General features: G+C 65.5%; 14 protein-coding genes and 1 pseudogene. 5 read left to right on the top strand and 10 right to left on the bottom strand.

Going from position 1 to position 14,713, the window contains the following annotated elements; translation table 11 throughout:
* Positions 1 to 21 precede the first annotated feature (21 nt).
* A complete protein-coding gene (locus tag CXQ88_RS13730) occupies positions 22 to 597 on the bottom strand; it encodes a helix-turn-helix domain-containing protein (RefSeq protein WP_104044707.1) in 576 nt (191 codons plus the stop codon).
* 268 nt (positions 598 to 865) lie between these two features.
* Here CXQ88_RS13730 and CXQ88_RS13725 point away from each other — a divergent pair, with 268 nt between their 5' ends.
* Positions 866 to 2,386, top strand: coding sequence for a sodium:solute symporter (locus CXQ88_RS13725; RefSeq protein WP_104044706.1), 1,521 nt, complete (start codon positions 866 to 868; stop codon positions 2,384 to 2,386).
* Between the two features lie 76 nt (positions 2,387 to 2,462).
* Here the strand turns inward: CXQ88_RS13725 and CXQ88_RS13720 are convergent, their stop codons facing one another.
* Positions 2,463 to 2,687 (bottom strand): hypothetical protein, encoded by a 225-nt coding sequence (locus CXQ88_RS13720; protein WP_104044705.1) that lies wholly within the window; start codon positions 2,685 to 2,687, stop codon positions 2,463 to 2,465.
* A gap of 256 nt (positions 2,688 to 2,943) precedes the next feature.
* Here CXQ88_RS13720 and CXQ88_RS13715 point away from each other — a divergent pair, with 256 nt between their 5' ends.
* Positions 2,944 to 4,143 (top strand): VIT1/CCC1 transporter family protein, encoded by a 1,200-nt coding sequence (locus CXQ88_RS13715; protein ID WP_104044704.1) that lies wholly within the window; start codon positions 2,944 to 2,946, stop codon positions 4,141 to 4,143.
* Positions 4,144 to 4,230: 87 nt separating this feature from the next.
* Positions 4,231 to 5,157: a matrixin family metalloprotease gene (locus CXQ88_RS13710; protein WP_104044703.1), complete on the top strand. Its 927-nt coding sequence runs from the start codon at positions 4,231 to 4,233 to the stop codon at positions 5,155 to 5,157.
* A 28-nt stretch (positions 5,158 to 5,185) separates the two neighbouring features.
* Here the strand turns inward: CXQ88_RS13710 and CXQ88_RS13705 are convergent.
* Both CXQ88_RS13705 and CXQ88_RS13700 read right to left on the bottom strand, forming a co-directional pair.
* Positions 5,186 to 6,319 (bottom strand): annotated as a pseudogene (locus CXQ88_RS13705) (LOG family protein).
* 10 nt (positions 6,320 to 6,329) lie between these two features.
* Entirely contained in the window at positions 6,330 to 6,800 is a 471-nt protein-coding gene (locus tag CXQ88_RS13700; protein WP_104044702.1) for an SRPBCC family protein, read from the bottom strand.
* A gap of 160 nt (positions 6,801 to 6,960) precedes the next feature.
* Here CXQ88_RS13700 and CXQ88_RS13695 point away from each other — a divergent pair, with 160 nt between their 5' ends.
* A complete protein-coding gene (locus CXQ88_RS13695) occupies positions 6,961 to 7,701 on the top strand; it encodes a GntR family transcriptional regulator (RefSeq protein ID WP_104044701.1) in 741 nt (246 codons plus the stop codon).
* 18 nt (positions 7,702 to 7,719) lie between these two features.
* A complete protein-coding gene (gene iolB / locus CXQ88_RS13690) occupies positions 7,720 to 8,613 on the top strand; it encodes a 5-deoxy-glucuronate isomerase (RefSeq protein ID WP_104044700.1) in 894 nt (297 codons plus the stop codon).
* Between the two features lie 58 nt (positions 8,614 to 8,671).
* Here iolB and CXQ88_RS13685 read toward each other — a convergent pair whose 3' ends face one another.
* From CXQ88_RS13685 to CXQ88_RS13660, 6 genes are all read right to left on the bottom strand, one after another.
* Positions 8,672 to 9,706 (bottom strand): Gfo/Idh/MocA family protein, encoded by a 1,035-nt coding sequence (locus tag CXQ88_RS13685; protein WP_104044699.1) that lies wholly within the window; start codon positions 9,704 to 9,706, stop codon positions 8,672 to 8,674.
* Positions 9,703 to 10,488, bottom strand: a complete 786-nt coding sequence (locus tag CXQ88_RS13680; RefSeq protein WP_104044698.1) for a TIM barrel protein — start codon at positions 10,486 to 10,488, stop codon at positions 9,703 to 9,705. The genes CXQ88_RS13685 and CXQ88_RS13680 overlap by 4 nt, the downstream gene beginning before the upstream one ends.
* A complete protein-coding gene (locus CXQ88_RS13675) occupies positions 10,488 to 11,576 on the bottom strand; it encodes a Gfo/Idh/MocA family oxidoreductase (protein ID WP_104044697.1) in 1,089 nt (362 codons plus the stop codon). The genes CXQ88_RS13680 and CXQ88_RS13675 overlap by 1 nt, the downstream gene beginning before the upstream one ends.
* Before the next feature lie 61 nt (positions 11,577 to 11,637).
* Positions 11,638 to 12,681: a Gfo/Idh/MocA family protein gene (locus CXQ88_RS13670; RefSeq protein WP_104044696.1), complete on the bottom strand. Its 1,044-nt coding sequence runs from the start codon at positions 12,679 to 12,681 to the stop codon at positions 11,638 to 11,640.
* Positions 12,678 to 13,676 (bottom strand): Gfo/Idh/MocA family oxidoreductase, encoded by a 999-nt coding sequence (locus CXQ88_RS13665; protein ID WP_104044695.1) that lies wholly within the window; start codon positions 13,674 to 13,676, stop codon positions 12,678 to 12,680. Before CXQ88_RS13665 ends, CXQ88_RS13670 begins: the two co-directional genes overlap by 4 nt.
* 110 nt (positions 13,677 to 13,786) lie before the next feature.
* Positions 13,787 to 14,713, bottom strand: a complete 927-nt coding sequence (locus CXQ88_RS13660) for an ATP-binding cassette domain-containing protein (RefSeq protein WP_104044694.1) — start codon at positions 14,711 to 14,713, stop codon at positions 13,787 to 13,789.

Raw genomic sequence — 14,713 nt, 5'->3', positions numbered from 1 at the left:
CGCTACTTAGTTGAGAAAGGACTACCGGCTGGCGGCCGGAACCAGAACCCAGAGGACTTCGACCGGCTCGTCCGTCGGGTTGACCCAAGTGTGCGGCTCCCGGCCGGGGAAGGTCACGGTGTCCCCGGCACTCAGGTCGTATTCCTCATTAGTAAGGATCAGCCTGATGTTGCCCTTAATAACGTGGAGAACGTCAACATCACAGTCCACCGCGTAGAGCTCGGTCTCGCCCCGGCCGTGCGGCTCGATGCAGGCCTGGATGATCTGGATGCGCCGCTCCGAACGCGCCGTAAGCAGGCGCTCGACGATACCTTGGCCGCCGAGGGAAATACGCGGCCCATCGTTGCGTTTGGTGAGGTGGGTTTCCGGCGCGGCAAACAGTTCACCGATGGAAATGGAGAGCACCTGGCAGAGCGTCACGAGCGAGGCCACGGAAGGTGACGTCAGATCGCGTTCCACCCGGCTAAGGAATCCCTTGGTGAGTCCAGTGGCGTCGGCAACCTGCTCGATGGTGAGCCGCTGGGACTGCCGCGCGGCGCGGATCCGGGAACCGATGGCAACAGGTACGTTGCTCGGCTCGACTGGCAGTGCCTTCATCTGCGTACCTTTCATGGCCGGCAGCCCGGCCCCGCTCTGGAGCAATACTAATGGCCAGCCGCTTCTGTGACGCCTGCATGGCGTGCGTGGCTGCGGACACCAACATCCTCTTGACTGTTACCACCGTCACAGCCTACGCTTTGGAAAACACTTGTTGCCTATAGGGCAATATTTGAGAATCGACTCTCACTCATCCTCATGCAGCGGTTCCCGGCCGGCCCTTCTTCCGGAGACCACCCCAGCTGCCAACAGCTCCAAGGAGTCCAACGTGGACGCAAATGTCATCAACATCGCCATTGTGGTGGTGTACCTTCTCGCAATGCTGGCATTCGGCTGGTGGGGCAAGTCCCGTACCAAGAACAACAGCGACTTCCTGGTCGCCGGCCGTCGCCTTGGCCCGTTCCTTTACACCGGCACCATGGCCGCCGTCGTCCTCGGCGGTGCATCCACCGTCGGCGGCGTAGGACTCGGCTACAAGTTCGGCATCTCCGGCATGTGGCTGGTCGTCGCCATCGGCGCCGGCGTCCTGCTCCTCAGCCTGCTTTTCGCCGGAACCATCCAGAAGCTGAAGATCTACACGGTCTCGCAGATGCTCACCCTGCGCTACGGCAGCAGGGCCACCGAGGCTTCGGGCATCGTTATGCTCGCGTACACGCTGATGCTCTGCGCCACCTCCACCGGCGCCTACGCCACCATCTTCGTGGTCCTCTTCGGCTGGGACCGGGCGCTGGCCATCGCCATCGGCGGGGCCATTGTGCTGATCTACTCCACGGTGGGCGGCATGTGGTCCATCACCCTGGCGGACCAGGTCCAGTTCATCATCAAGACCATCGGCATTTTCTTCCTGATGCTCCCCTTCACCCTGAACGCTGCCGGCGGCTTCGAAGGCATCCGCAGCCGGGTGGATGAGAGCTTCTTCCAGATCGACGGCATCGGCCTGCAGACCATCATCACCTACTTCGTGGTGTACACCCTGGGCCTTTTGATCGGCCAGGACATCTGGCAGCGCGTCTTCACGGCCAAAACGGCCAAAGTGGCCCGCTGGGGCGGCGCCACCGCCGGCATCTACTGCATCCTTTACGGTGTCGCCGGCGCGCTGATCGGCATGGCCGCCAGCGTGGCGCTGTCCAACATCGAGATTGCTGCCAAGGACGACGTCTACGCCGAAGTAGCCCAGACCCTGTTGCCCGTCGGCATCGGCGGGCTTGTCCTGGCAGCCGCTGTGGCAGCCATGATGTCTACAGCATCAGGGGCACTCATCGCGGCCGCAACAGTTGCCCGCGCCGACGTCCTGCCGTTTGTGGCCAGCTGGTTCGGGAAGAACATCAACACCGAAGACAGCGACAATCCCGAGCACGACGTCAAGGCCAACCGCATCTGGGTCCTCTCCCTGGGCATAGTCGCCATCGTCATTGCCATCATCACCAAGGACGTGGTTGCGGCGCTGACCATCGCCTACGACATCCTGGTGGGCGGCCTCCTCGTGGCCATCCTCGGCGGCCTGGTCTGGAAGCGCGGCACCGGTGTGGCCGCCGCAGCTTCCATGGCCGTGGGCTCCGTAGTCACGCTGGGCACCATGATCGTCCTGGAAATCAACGCAAAGGCGCCGCTGGACGGCATCTACGCCAACGAGCCCATCTACTACGGCCTGCTCGCATCCGCCGTGGTGTACGTAGCGGTTTCCCTGCTGACCAAGCCCACCGACCCCCAGGTGATGCGCAACTGGCAGCGCCGCGTTTCCGGGCAGGACACCAGGGAGACTTCGGCGGAAGAAGTTTCAGCCCCCTAGCAGCACCTCCCGGCACGCACGACGGCGGCACCTCCTTTCGCTTTTCAGCGAAGGGAAGGTGCCGCCGTCGTCCGTTCTATTGAGCCTCGCGGAATTCGTCGTCATCCAGCGGGACCACGCGTTCCTCTGCGTCGATGATGACGGGCGGCGTTTGGACTACGGGTTCCTCCGCGTCCAGGAATTCATCCTCGGTGTCCCAGTCTTCGTCACTGACGGGCACATCCTCGGCATAGTCGTAAGCGGGATCGGCTTCAACCGAATCAAGGTGGGGCATGTCCGGGTGCTGTCCGGTGGTGTTCATTGTGCAACCTCCGTTTGTTCGCCTCTGACGTGCTCTTTCGGGTGGGCGCTGGCGTGCGCCCACAGTTTCATCTCAGCACCGCAGGGTGCCGCGGTCAAGGGTCACCGCTAGAGCGCCAAGGCCCCTCCAAAGCCCTCGATTTTGAGGGATACCGAAACTCCGGAGTGAGGGAAGCCAGCCGAAAAACCGCGGATCTCCGCGGTAAGCTGGCGATGCAATGGGGCCGAACCACGCCCCATCCAGCCCAGGAGTTTCCGTGTCCCAGCACGCCGATCCACACCACCACCGCACCGCCCCGTCAGAGTCGTTTCCCTCAGATTCCAACCCCGCGGCCAACGGCCCGTCCGGGTCCGCACCCGCCGGCCGGCCGGTTCCCGAGCCTGCCTCCGCTGACATCCGCCGCTGGCGCCAGTACCTCGCAGACGAGCGTGCCGAGGCGGCTGTCTACCGGGACCTGGCGCAGAACCGGCAGGGCGAAGAACGCGACATTCTCCTGGCCCTGGCCGAAGCAGAGGGACGGCATGAAGCACACTGGCTGGGCCTCCTCGGGGAACACGCAGGCAAGCCCCGCCCGGCGTCGATGCGAAGCCAGCTGCTCGGGTTCCTGGCGCGGCACTTCGGGTCCGTGTTCGTACTGGCCCTGGCCCAGCGCGCAGAAGGCCGCTCCCCCTATGCCAAGGACCCTAACGCCACAGAGGCGATGGCTGCCGATGAGCAGATCCACGAGGAAGTGGTCCGTGGACTGGCCACGCGCGGGCGGAACCGCCTGGCGGGAACCTTCCGCGCCGCCGTCTTCGGCGCCAACGACGGCCTGGTGAGCAATCTTTCCCTGGTGATGGGCATGGCGGCGTCCGGCGTGGCCAGCAGCGTGGTGCTGCTCAGCGGCATTGCCGGCCTGCTGGCCGGTGCCATGTCCATGGGAGCCGGGGAATTTATCTCGGTCCGCTCCCAGCGCGAACTCCTCGCGGCCACCCGCCCCACCCAGGTCACCCTGGCCGCGGCCCCCAAGCTGGACCTTGAGCACAACGAACTGCTGCTCGTCTATCTGGCCAGGGGCATGTCCCAGGAAGCAGCGCAGCACCGCGTTGCTGAACGCATGGGCCTCCTGTCCTGTGACTGCGACCCGAGCCTGTCCCTGCAGCCGGAACTTCCCGAGGCAGAAGACCAGCACGAAGCAGTGGGTACGGCGTGGGGCGCGGCCCTGTCCAGCTTCTGTTTCTTTGCCTCAGGGGCCATCGTCCCCATCCTGCCGTTCCTGTTCGGCATGACCGGAGTAGCTGCCCTGGTAGTGGCAGGGGTGCTCGTTGGCCTTGCCCTGCTGGTGACCGGCGGCATCGTGGGCCTGCTCTCCGGCACGTCACCGCTTACCCGGGGCCTGCGCCAGCTCGCCATCGGGCTGGGCGCCGCAGGGGTCACCTACCTGCTCGGGCTGGTCTTCGGCACCGTCATCCACTAGCAGTAAAGCTCACTGGCAGTAAGGTTCACTAGCAATAGGTCCGTCGGCAGCAGCAATTGAGCGGGACCGGATATTGGGGGTGCAGTAGTGGACGGGCAGCCGCCGCGCCAGGCCGGAAGGCGGGCACGCACTGGAAGCAGCGGCAGGGCCCTTCGATTTGTACTCACAGGCGCCCTGTTCTCCGCAGCATTGCTGGGGGCTGCGCTGGTGCTGGACGATCCCCGGATCAAGGATTTCCTCGATGTCCGCCTCGGCCCCGGCGTCGGCGGGCAAGAGGGCGGCGGCGAGCCCCAAGCTGGAACCGCCGGGAACCCCGGAGGGCAGCCCGCGGCGGAGGCACGGACAGGAGCCCCGCCGGCGGGAGTCGAGGAAGAGGCGGCCCCCTTGCGCGAGCCCGTGCCACCAGCCGTGGGCAGTGATTCCTACCGGTTCCTGGCGGTCAACGGCGACGGCAGCCCGGTTGGTTACTCCCCATGCCGGCCGCTGCACTACGTCATCAACGGTGACCTGGCGCCCGCCGGCGCGGAGTACCTGATTCCTGACGCCATCTCTACTATTTCCGCTGCCACCGGCATAACGTTTGTCTACGACGGCACCACCACCGAACTGCCGTCACCCCAGCGGCCGCCTTACCAGCCCGATGCCTACGGCGAGCGCTGGGCGCCGCTCCTCATCGCGTGGACAACCCCGGAGGTCGCGCCGCAGCTGAAAGGGAAAGTGATCGGCACCGGCGGCAGCACCCACTACGGCTACAACGAAGGCCCCAAGACCTTCGTTACCGGCGGACTTGACCTCGACGCACCGCAAATAGCCGATGAACTGCTGAACCCCGACGGCCACCTCTACGCCACTGCCGTGATCCTGCACGAACTCAGCCATGTGATGGGACTGGACCATGTGGAGGACCCCACCCAACTGATGTACCCGGAGATCGGCACTTCCGAGGGGCTGTCCATAGGGGACCTCAACGGGCTCTATGAGTTGGGCAAGGCGCAATGCCGCAAGGACCTCTGAGCTGCCCTTCCGCGGCCGGCCATCCTGGCTAGCCCTGCAGTACTTCTGCCGCCTCGTCAACCGTATCCACCAGAAAAATCCGGTCCGCCATGGGCCTGCCCGCGGCCAGGCTTCGGAGCATCGGCCACGCGGGATACTGGTGCTCCCAGTGGTGCCTGCCCACCAGCACCATGGGCGTGATTTTCTCGCGTGCGCCGTAGTAGTTCTCACAGGCATCCTGGAAGATTTCCTGCACAGTTCCTGCGGCTCCCGGGAGGAAGACGATGCCCCCTTGGCAGAGCTCGAGCAGGATTGCTTCGCGGATGGCATTGGCGAAGTATTTGGCAATGTGCGTGGCGAAGTAATTGGGTGGCTCATGGCCGTAGAACCAGGTGGGGATGCCCAGCGACGGCGTTCCATCCGGGTAGCGCTCGACGACGGCGGCCGCCGCGCGCGCCCACGCAGACACCGAGGGACGAAACCCCGGGACGGCGCCGAGCCCTGCCAGCGCAGCCTGCAGCCCGCCGTCGTCCGCTTGGCTCAGATAGGCCCCCAGGTTGGCTGCCTCCATGGCTCCCGGTCCCCCGCCCGTTGCCACCACGTGCCCGTCCCGGGCAAGCAGCCTGCCCAACTGTGCTGCCTGGGAATAGTCGGCGCTCCCCCGCTGGGCCGCATGCCCGCCCATGACGCCGACTACGGACCGGTTGGAGAAGGGCCCTGAATGGATTGCTTCTTCCAGCGCATCGCCGATTGCGTGGTCGTGCAGAGCTGACGCGAGGGTGGCGTCCAACCGGTGCCGCTGGCCCGGCTGGATGCTCCACTGGTAGATCTGCGCGTCGGGCAGTTCTTCATACGGGGCATCCGCGAGGCCGGTGTAAAGCTCGGCGGGCGAATACTAACCGGCCCGGTAGGGGTTGAAGGGAACTGCGTCGAGCCGCGGGAAAATCAAGGCGCCCCGGCGCCGGAGGGTGTCCTCCATCCCGTCGTCAAAGGTGCAGCCAAGGAAGATGGCGCCTTCAACGTTCACCTGCTCCATGGCAGCGGCCCGCCCGCGAAGGTCAAGCGACTGGGCGTGCCAGCCGTCGAGCTCCGCGCCGCGTCCGCTGACCAGGCGATCAAAAATAGCGAGGTCATCCACCTCAAGGCTGCGGGGGCTGGGACCGAGGTTTCCGGAGAGGTTCATGTCCGCAGGCCTACTTCGCGGCTCCGGACGCACCGGTGACGTGCCGGTCCAGCCGTCCCAGCGTGGCCTCGATACTGCCAGGATGGCGTTGCAGGTACCCCGCAAGCCGGAGGAACACCTTGCCCCGGACCGCGCGGGCGTCCCACTGTTCGGTGACCAGCGTGCCTTGCAGGCCATCGGCGTCGGTGGCTGGTTCGAGCAGGTACCGCCAGACATGCCCGTAGAAATGACGCCAGCCAATTCGGCGTCCCTCCTCGAATTCGCAGACGGTGTTGAGGATCTTGTAGTCCACTTTGACATTCATCTCCATGCCAAACCTGGCGCCCGCGGACAGCCGCTTCGGACCATGCGGCTGGGCGCCCCTGACGGTGCCGGAACCGTCGATCACGCTATGCATGGCCGGAGTGGCCAGGAGTTCGAAGATCACCTTGGGCGTTGCTGCGATGAAACGCTCACGGGAGACCAGGTATCGGTTGTTCATGCACCCAGCCTAGTCAAGCCATCGCTGGGTCCCGGGCTTCTTTGCCGGCCGCCCGTGCCCTGTTATTATCAACGTAAAGGCAGTATGTCCTATCAAGCGGACATACTAGGACAAGGGAGCTGCTACAGCGGCAACCAGGCGGCGCGAAGGAAGCATCTCCATGGCGAACCAGCTCAATCTCAGCATCGACCGCTCCTCACCCGTTCCCTTGTACCACCAGGTGGTACAGGGCATCGAGGCAGCCATCCATACCGGGATCCTGGAGCCCGGGAGCCGGCTGGACAACGAGATTGACCTCGCCGCACAGTTGAACCTGTCGCGGCCCACCATGCGCAAGGCCATGGACGAACTGGTGCGCTCCGGCCTGCTGGTGCGCAAGCGGGGCGTGGGGACACAGGTCGTGTCCAGCCAGGTCCGGCGCCCGCTGGAGCTTTCCAGCCTCTTTGACGACCTCAGCAACAACGGCGCCAAGCCCACCACAGACGTTCTCACGTTCAGCCACGACGAGGCCGACGACCCGACGCGCGAGGCGCTCCACCTTCCGCGGGGCGCCATGGTGTACCACTTCACCCGGTTGAGGAAAGTGGGCGGGAAGCCGCTGGCGCTGATGGAAAACTGGGTCCGCGATGACATCACCCCCCTCACCGAGGAACTCTTGGGCAGCCAAGGCCTGTACTCCGTACTGCGCAACGGCGGAGTGAATTTCCGGCTCGCCACCCAGCGGATCGGCGCCGTAGTAGCCAACGAGTACCAGGCCACGCAACTCGACACGGTGCCAGGCTCGGCCTTGGTCACCATGGAGCGGACCGCCGTGGACGATACAGGCCGCAACGTGGAAACCGGACACCATGTGTACCGTGCGGATTCGTACAGCTTTGAAATGACACTCGTACAGCGCTAGTGCAAGGACTACAAATCTATGACTAACTGGGTCTACCCCCTGGGCAGTGCCGCCGACGGTGGTTGGGACGTCTCGCTCGGAACCTCCGATTCATCCCTGGCAGTGGATGGCTGGGCCCATACGGGCCTGAAAGTCGCCACCCTCGCGCCCGGTGCCGCCATCGGGCTGCCGGCGGCGGGTGAAGAACGAATAGTAGTTCCGCTCAACGGTTCCTTCACTGTCACAGTCGACGGCGAAGACTATGTGCTGAAGGGGCGCGCTTCCGTGTTCCACGGCCCCAGCGATGTCCTGTATTCGGGGACTGGCCGTGCCGTCACCGTCAGTTCCGAGGACGGCGGCAGGTTCGCGGTTGCCACCGCCCCGGCCAACGCCTCCTACCCCACCCGCCTGGTTACCGGTGCCGAGACCCCCGTGGAGTTGCGCGGAGCCGGCAACTGCTCCCGGCAGGTTCACAATTTCGGCACGCCCGCGGCCCTCGAGGCCGACCGTTTTATCGTCTGCGAAGTGCTCACCCCCGCAGGGAACTGGTCGTCCTACCCTCCTCACAAGCACGATGAGGAAAAGGACGGCGAGACGAACCTCGAAGAGATCTACTATTTCGAGACGCAGGTGGCCGAGGGTTCCGCAGCTCCGGCCGACGCTGACGCCATCGGCTACCAGCGGGTTTATGCCTCGGACGAGCGCCCCATCAACGTCGCGGCGGAGGTCCGCACGGGCGACGTTGTCCTGGTCCCCTACGGCTGGCACGGGCCAGCCATGGCCGCACCGGGCTACGACCTGTACTACCTGAACGTGATGGCTGGCCCGGGCCCCGTCCGTCAATGGCTCATCAGCGACGACCCGCACCACGGCTGGGTTCGGCAAAGCTGGGACGGCCTGGACGTCGATCCTCGGCTGCCGTTCACAGCCTAGCGACAAGAAAATGCCCCTCCGGAATTCCGGAGGGGCATTTTCCGTCGCAGCAAATCGCTCACCTGGCGACGCTGACGGCCACCTTCACGGCAACCCCGGTGGCAAGCGACTCCTGGGCAGCATCCGCCACACGCGAAGCTGCCACCGCGTCCTCGGGTGTGCAGGGGTTGTCCCGCCTGCCCAGGATCAGTTCCACAAAGGCCGCCATTTCGTCACGGTAAGCAGCATCGAACCTCTCGGCAAAAGTCCGGTGCGGCTCCCCTGCGGGAAATCCAATGCCCGGTTCAGCCGAGGCCAGCGCGGCTTTGTCATCCAGCCCCACGAGCAGCGACCGCCGGGACCCCTGGATCTCCAGGCGGACGTCATGGCCAGCCCCGTTGTATCGGGTAGCGGAGACCGTGCCGACCGTGCCGTCGTCGAACGTCACCAGCGCGAGCGCGGTGTCCACGTCCCCCACCGCGCCGATGGCCGGGTCACCGTTGTTGGAACCCTTCGCATAGACCTCAACGATCTCCCGGCCGGTCAGCCAGCGGAGGATGTCGAAGTCATGGACGGAGCAGTCCCGGAACAGGCCTCCTGAACTGGCCAGGAATTCCACGGGAGGCGGCGCCATGTCGCAGGTGACTGCCCGCAGTGAATGGATCCAGCCCAGTTCGCCCGCCTCGTAGGCGCGCCGCGCCTCAAGGTAGCCGGCATCAAAGCGGCGCTGGTGGCCAATCTGGACCACACCCTGCCGGTCCCGGATGTACTCCAGCACCGGAAGCGCATCCGCCACGTTCATGGCCACCGGCTTTTCGCAGAAGACCGGGATGCCAGCGTCCACGCCCGCCTCGATCAGCTCAGGGTGGGTGCCCGTCCCGGTGGCAACCACCAGGCCGTCCAGCCCAGAGACCAGCAGCGCCTCCACCGTCGGAAGGAATTCGGCCCCGAGGCCGGCCGCGACGGTCCTGGCGTGGTCTTGGGCCACGTCAGTCAGCCGCAGCCGGACGTTGATGCCTTCCGGATTGAGCACCCCATTCAGTGTGGCGATGTTGTTCGCGTGCATCACACCGATTCGGCCAACACCCACCAGACCCAAAATGACATCTTTCATCGCTTTTCTTCCGCATAATTGTTGAAGGCGCCCCGGAAGGCGTCCAGTGCCGCGTCGCTGTCATCCTTTGCCCAGGCTTCCATGCCCACGGTGCCCTCGTAGCCAGCCTCGGCAAGTGCCCCGGCGACCGCCGCGTAGTTGATTTCCCCGGTCCCGGGTTCGCAGCGTCCAGGGACGTCGGCCACCTGGATCTCGCCGATGTACGGCAGGGCTGTCCGCACCAGCTCAATGAGGTTACCTTCCCCCAGTTGGGCGTGGTACAGGTCCAGCATCAGCTTGGCGTGGGGGTGCCCGGCGGCTTCAACGAGTGCCAGCGTGTCCTTTGCGCGCGCCAGCGGGATGCCGGGGTGGTCAAGGACGGTATTGAGGTTCTCCAGGCAGAATGTCAGGCCGTGTTTTTCGCCCAGTCTGCCGAGGCGCTCCAGCGTCCGTGCGCCGGTGCTCCACATGCTGCCGGTGGAACGGAATACGGGACGCGCGGCGTGGCCGTCGATGAGTTCCGCCGGGTGCACCACCATCCTGCTGATGCCGAGTTCCAGAGCGGTGGGGATCAATGCTTCCGCGGTCCGCACCACGTCATCGGCGGAGCCGGGGTCCACCAGGCTTCCCGCGGTGTAGCCCGTCATGGAGGAAAACACCGCACCCGTTGCCTTGAGCGCAGCAATGTCCTTGGTCCGCGAATCCCACAGTTCGACGTCGAAGCCGGACTCATGGATCCGTTGCACCCGTTCCACAAAGGGAAGGTCCGTGAAGACCATTTCCGCGCAGACCGCCAGGCGCATCAGACGCCTGCTGTCTCGTTGACCGCCACCGGGGCGCCGCGCTTGACCGACTCGATGCACGCCAATGCCATGGCCAGCGCACGGCGGGCGTCCGCGGCGCCGGGCGTGAGGGTGAATCCGGACGACGACGGCGGCACGCCGTCCCGCCGTGCACGCACCGCCCCGGCAAAATCGGTCAGCTCGTCCGTATAGGCCTGCCGGAACAGTTCAACGTTGAGCCGCGGGGTGTCGGCGGAGAGTCCGTCCGCCGTGTAGCGCCGGGCTGCCGTTTCGGTGGTGCGGCCGGCCTGGACCATGCCCTTGGAGCCGAAGACTTCGCCGCGGATGTCGTACCCGTACAGTGCGCTGAAGTTTGCCTCGGCCACGGCCACCGCGCCGTTGCTGTAACGTATGGTCACCACCGCGGTGTCCAGGAACCCTTCCGCGCGCAGGGTGGGCTCCACGAGGGCGTCCGCCACGGCGTAGACCTCCACCGGCTCGGCCCCCTCATTGAACCAGTTGAGGGTGTCGAAGTCGTGGATGAGGGTCTCCAGGAAGATGGTCCAGGCCGGGACCCGGCCGGCGTTCGGGATGCTTCCGTTCCCGGGATCGCGGGTCAGTGAGCGGAGCAGCTGCGGTGTTCCGGCGATGCCCGCCGCAAGGTCCTTTTTCGCGGCCTGGAAGTCGTCCGCGTAGCGCCGGTTGAAGCCAACCTGGAAATGCACGCCGGCTTCCTCAACGGCGGCGAGTGAGGCGTCGAGTTCGTCGAGCCCCTGGCCGGCCGGCTTCTCGCAGAAGACGTGCTTTCCGGCGGCGGCGGCCTGGGCAATCAGTGATGAGTGAAAGCGTGCCGGGCTGGCGATCACCACAGCATCGATCTCCGGATCCGCCAGGATGTCGTCTGCGCTGGCCGTCACCTTGGTGGTGCCGAGTTCGTGGGCAAGGGCCTGCGCGGAGTCCAGGTTGGGGTCGGCGATGGCCGCCAGGACGGCGCCCGGGACGCGGCGTGCGATGCTGTCGGCGTGGAACGCCCCCATCCAGCCGGAGCCGATGAGTCCGATCCGAACGGGTTCCTGGGCTGGAGCGGGACTGTGGGTGAGGTAGGCCATGTGTTGGTCCTTTCGCTGGTAAACGTGGAGGTGGATCAGTTGGGGTGTCGCCGGAGAGTGGTCACGCCGCAGCGCCGGCTTCGCCGGGGAACACCACACGCAGCTGGCGGCGGATTTCGTCGGCCACGTCCAGGGTGCGGACGGAGGCTGCGAGCGTCCGTTGACTGGCTTGCGTGCTGCCGGCGGCTATGGCCCGCGCCACCGCAGCCGCCTCGTAGTGCAGGCCTTCGAAGTGGCCGCCGGCCGGTTCGTCATGACGGAGGAGTGTTCCGTCAGGGAACCGGACCTCAAAACCGCCGGGCATATTGAACGGGCCCTCGATGGTCAGGGTGGCCTTGGAACCGACCACCGAGGCGGCCGTGGGCGTGAAGTTGTGGACGTGCGTGTTCACCACGGCCTGGGCGCCGCCGTCGAACTGCATAACAGCGGACAGTTGGGCGTTCACCCCGGATTCATGTGGTTGCCCGACGGCGAACAGCCGCTCTGGGCTGCCCAGTACCTCGGTGACAAGCGCCAGCGGGTAGGTGCCCAGGTCAAGAAGCGGGCCGCCGGCCAGTTCCGGGTTGAAAATGCGGTGCGTGCGGTCGAAGTGCTCGCCATACTCCGCGACGACCGTGGTGATGGTGCCCAGTGTCCCGGCGTGGAGGATCTGCCGGATCACATCGAACTTCGGCAGGAAAAAGGTCCACATCGCCTCGGCGGCGAATACTCCGGCTTCCTCCGCCCGGCGGGCGATGTCCCGTGCCTGGCCTGCGTTGAGTCCGATCGGCTTTTCAATCAGGACGTGCTTGCCGGCGTCGATAGCGAACGCAGCAGCTGCGTGGTGGCCGGTGTGCGGCGTGCAGACATAGACGATGTCAATGTCCGGGGCGGCGGCCAATTCCTCATAGCTGCCGTAGGCCGCAGCCACGTCATATGCTTCCGCGAAGGCCTTGGAGCGGCTCAGCGAACGGGACCCGACGGCGGCGATCACCTGCCCGGTGTGCGCCTGGATGGATTCGGTGAACCGTTCGGCAATCCAGCCCGGGCCCATGATGCCCCACCGCAGCACGGGGGCATCCCGGGATGCGGGCACGCGGGACTGCGGGAGGGTTGTCGCCGTCATGCGTAGCTCACTTTCGTGGATGCACCGTCGCTGTGCAGCGACTGGATCATTGCTTGGGCAACGAGCGAGGCGTTGAGCCCGTCCTGCGCGCCGGCGAGGGTGGGCTTCTCTCCTTGCGTGAGCGCGGAAATCCAGGCCTGCAGCTGCAGCCGGTATGCATCGGCGAACCGGGGGCGCCAGTCCGCGGGGATCTGCTCCTGCCGGCTTCCCTGCTCCTCAATTCCCAGCAGCGCCGATTCCTGCAGGGCAGTGGTGCCGTGCTCCGAAACGACCTCGCAGCGGGTGGTGTAGCCGTACTGCGCATTCAGGTACAGCTCCAGGCTTGTGAGGGTTCCATCGGCGGCACGGAGCGTCATGAAGGCGGGATCCCGCAGTCCGGCCAGGGCATTCCGCGTACTTTTTCCGGCCTGCCACGAAACTTCCGTGATGGGAGAGTCCAGCAGCCAAGGAATGATGTCCAGCTCGTGGATGGCCGAATTCGTGATGGCCGATTCGGAGGTGGTACCGGGAGCTGCGGAGGCATTACGGCTGATGCAGTGGACAATCAGCGGCTCGCCCTGCACCCGGTCCTGCACGGCCTGCCGCAGTGCAACGTAGCCCGGGTCGAAGCGCCGCATAAAACCCAGCGAGAGTAGGGACGCTCCGGTTGCCGCCAGCATGTCGGTGTCGGCGGCTACCACCTCCAGGCTTTCCAAAACCGTGGGTGCCAGCGGCTTTTCGCACAGGACCGGCGTCATCGCCTCGAAGCATTCCAGGACCAGTCCGGCGTGCGTGGAATCGTGTGAGGCCACCACGACGGCGTCCACCTCGCTGGAGTTGATCAGCTCCGATGGATCAGTGGTGATGCGTGCCGACGGCGGTGCTGCCGCGGCGGCGCGTTCAGCGTCGAGATCGGCCACAAAGGTGACTTCGGCGCCGCCAATGGTGGTGGAAAGGTTCCTGATGTGGTCGGCGCCCATAATTCCGGCGCCGACGACGCCTACCCGGATCGGCATGGTGTTCCCTTCGTGGACGTTTCGTGTGCGGGCGTGATTTCCCCGACGGTGCGCACAGGCATGGCGGGGGTCTCCGGAGTGCTCCCGGAGCACCCCGCCTGGTGCTGCCGCTAGGCGTGTTTTGGGCCGCCGGCCTGGGCAGTGTCTGAAACTCCGGCGACTTCGGCTTGTACTTCTTTGACGATGTCGCCGTGTCCGCCAAGTTGTTCGAGTTCGTGGGCGAGTTCAGCGAGCTCGGCGCCGCCGGCCATTTGGGCGGTGAGTTCGTCGAGGGTGATGTCCTTCTTGTCGTAGTAGCCAATCGATTTGCCGCGCTTGAGCAGCAGGAACCGGTCCCCGACGGGGAAGGCGTGGTGCGGGTTGTGGGTGATGAAAATGACCCCGAGGCCGCGGTCACGGGCCTGCAGGATATAGCGCAGGACCACGCCGGACTGCTTCACACCGAGAGCGGCGGTTGGTTCGTCCAGGATCAGGACCTTGGCGCCGAAGTACACGGCCCGGGCGATCGCGACGCACTGGCGCTCACCGCCGGAGAGCTGGCCGATGGGCTGTTCGACGTCGCGCAGGTCGATGCCCATCTCGGCGAGTTCCTTGAGCGTGATGGCTTTCATCTTCTCGACGTCCATGCTCTTGAACGGGCCGAACCCGGAGGTCAGTTCGGAACCGAGGAAGAAGTTGCGCCAGATCGGCATCAGTGGCACGACGGCGAGGTCCTGGTAGACGGTGGCGATCCCGGCGTCGAGGGCGTCCCGGGGGGAGCTGAATTTGCGTTCCTCGCCCATGATGTTCAGCACCCCGGCGTCGTGCTGGTGCAGCCCGGCGATGATTTTGATCAGCGTCGACTTGCCCGCACCGTTATCACCGAGCACGCAGGTGACGCGGCCGTTGTCCACGGCCATGGTCACATCAGACAGGGCAATAATGTTGCCGTAGTGCTTGCCCACCCCGTCCAGGGAGAGCAGGTGCACGGGGGTGTGGGTGAGGGGGTCTTTTTCGTTTTGCAGGAGCGTTTGCTGGTCGATCTGGTTGGCGTTCAT

It is taken from the genome of Arthrobacter sp. ZGTC412 (assembly GCF_002929215.1).
GTDB lineage: Bacteria > Actinomycetota > Actinomycetes > Actinomycetales > Micrococcaceae > Arthrobacter.
This window is presented reverse-complemented; position numbering and strand designations above follow the sequence as displayed.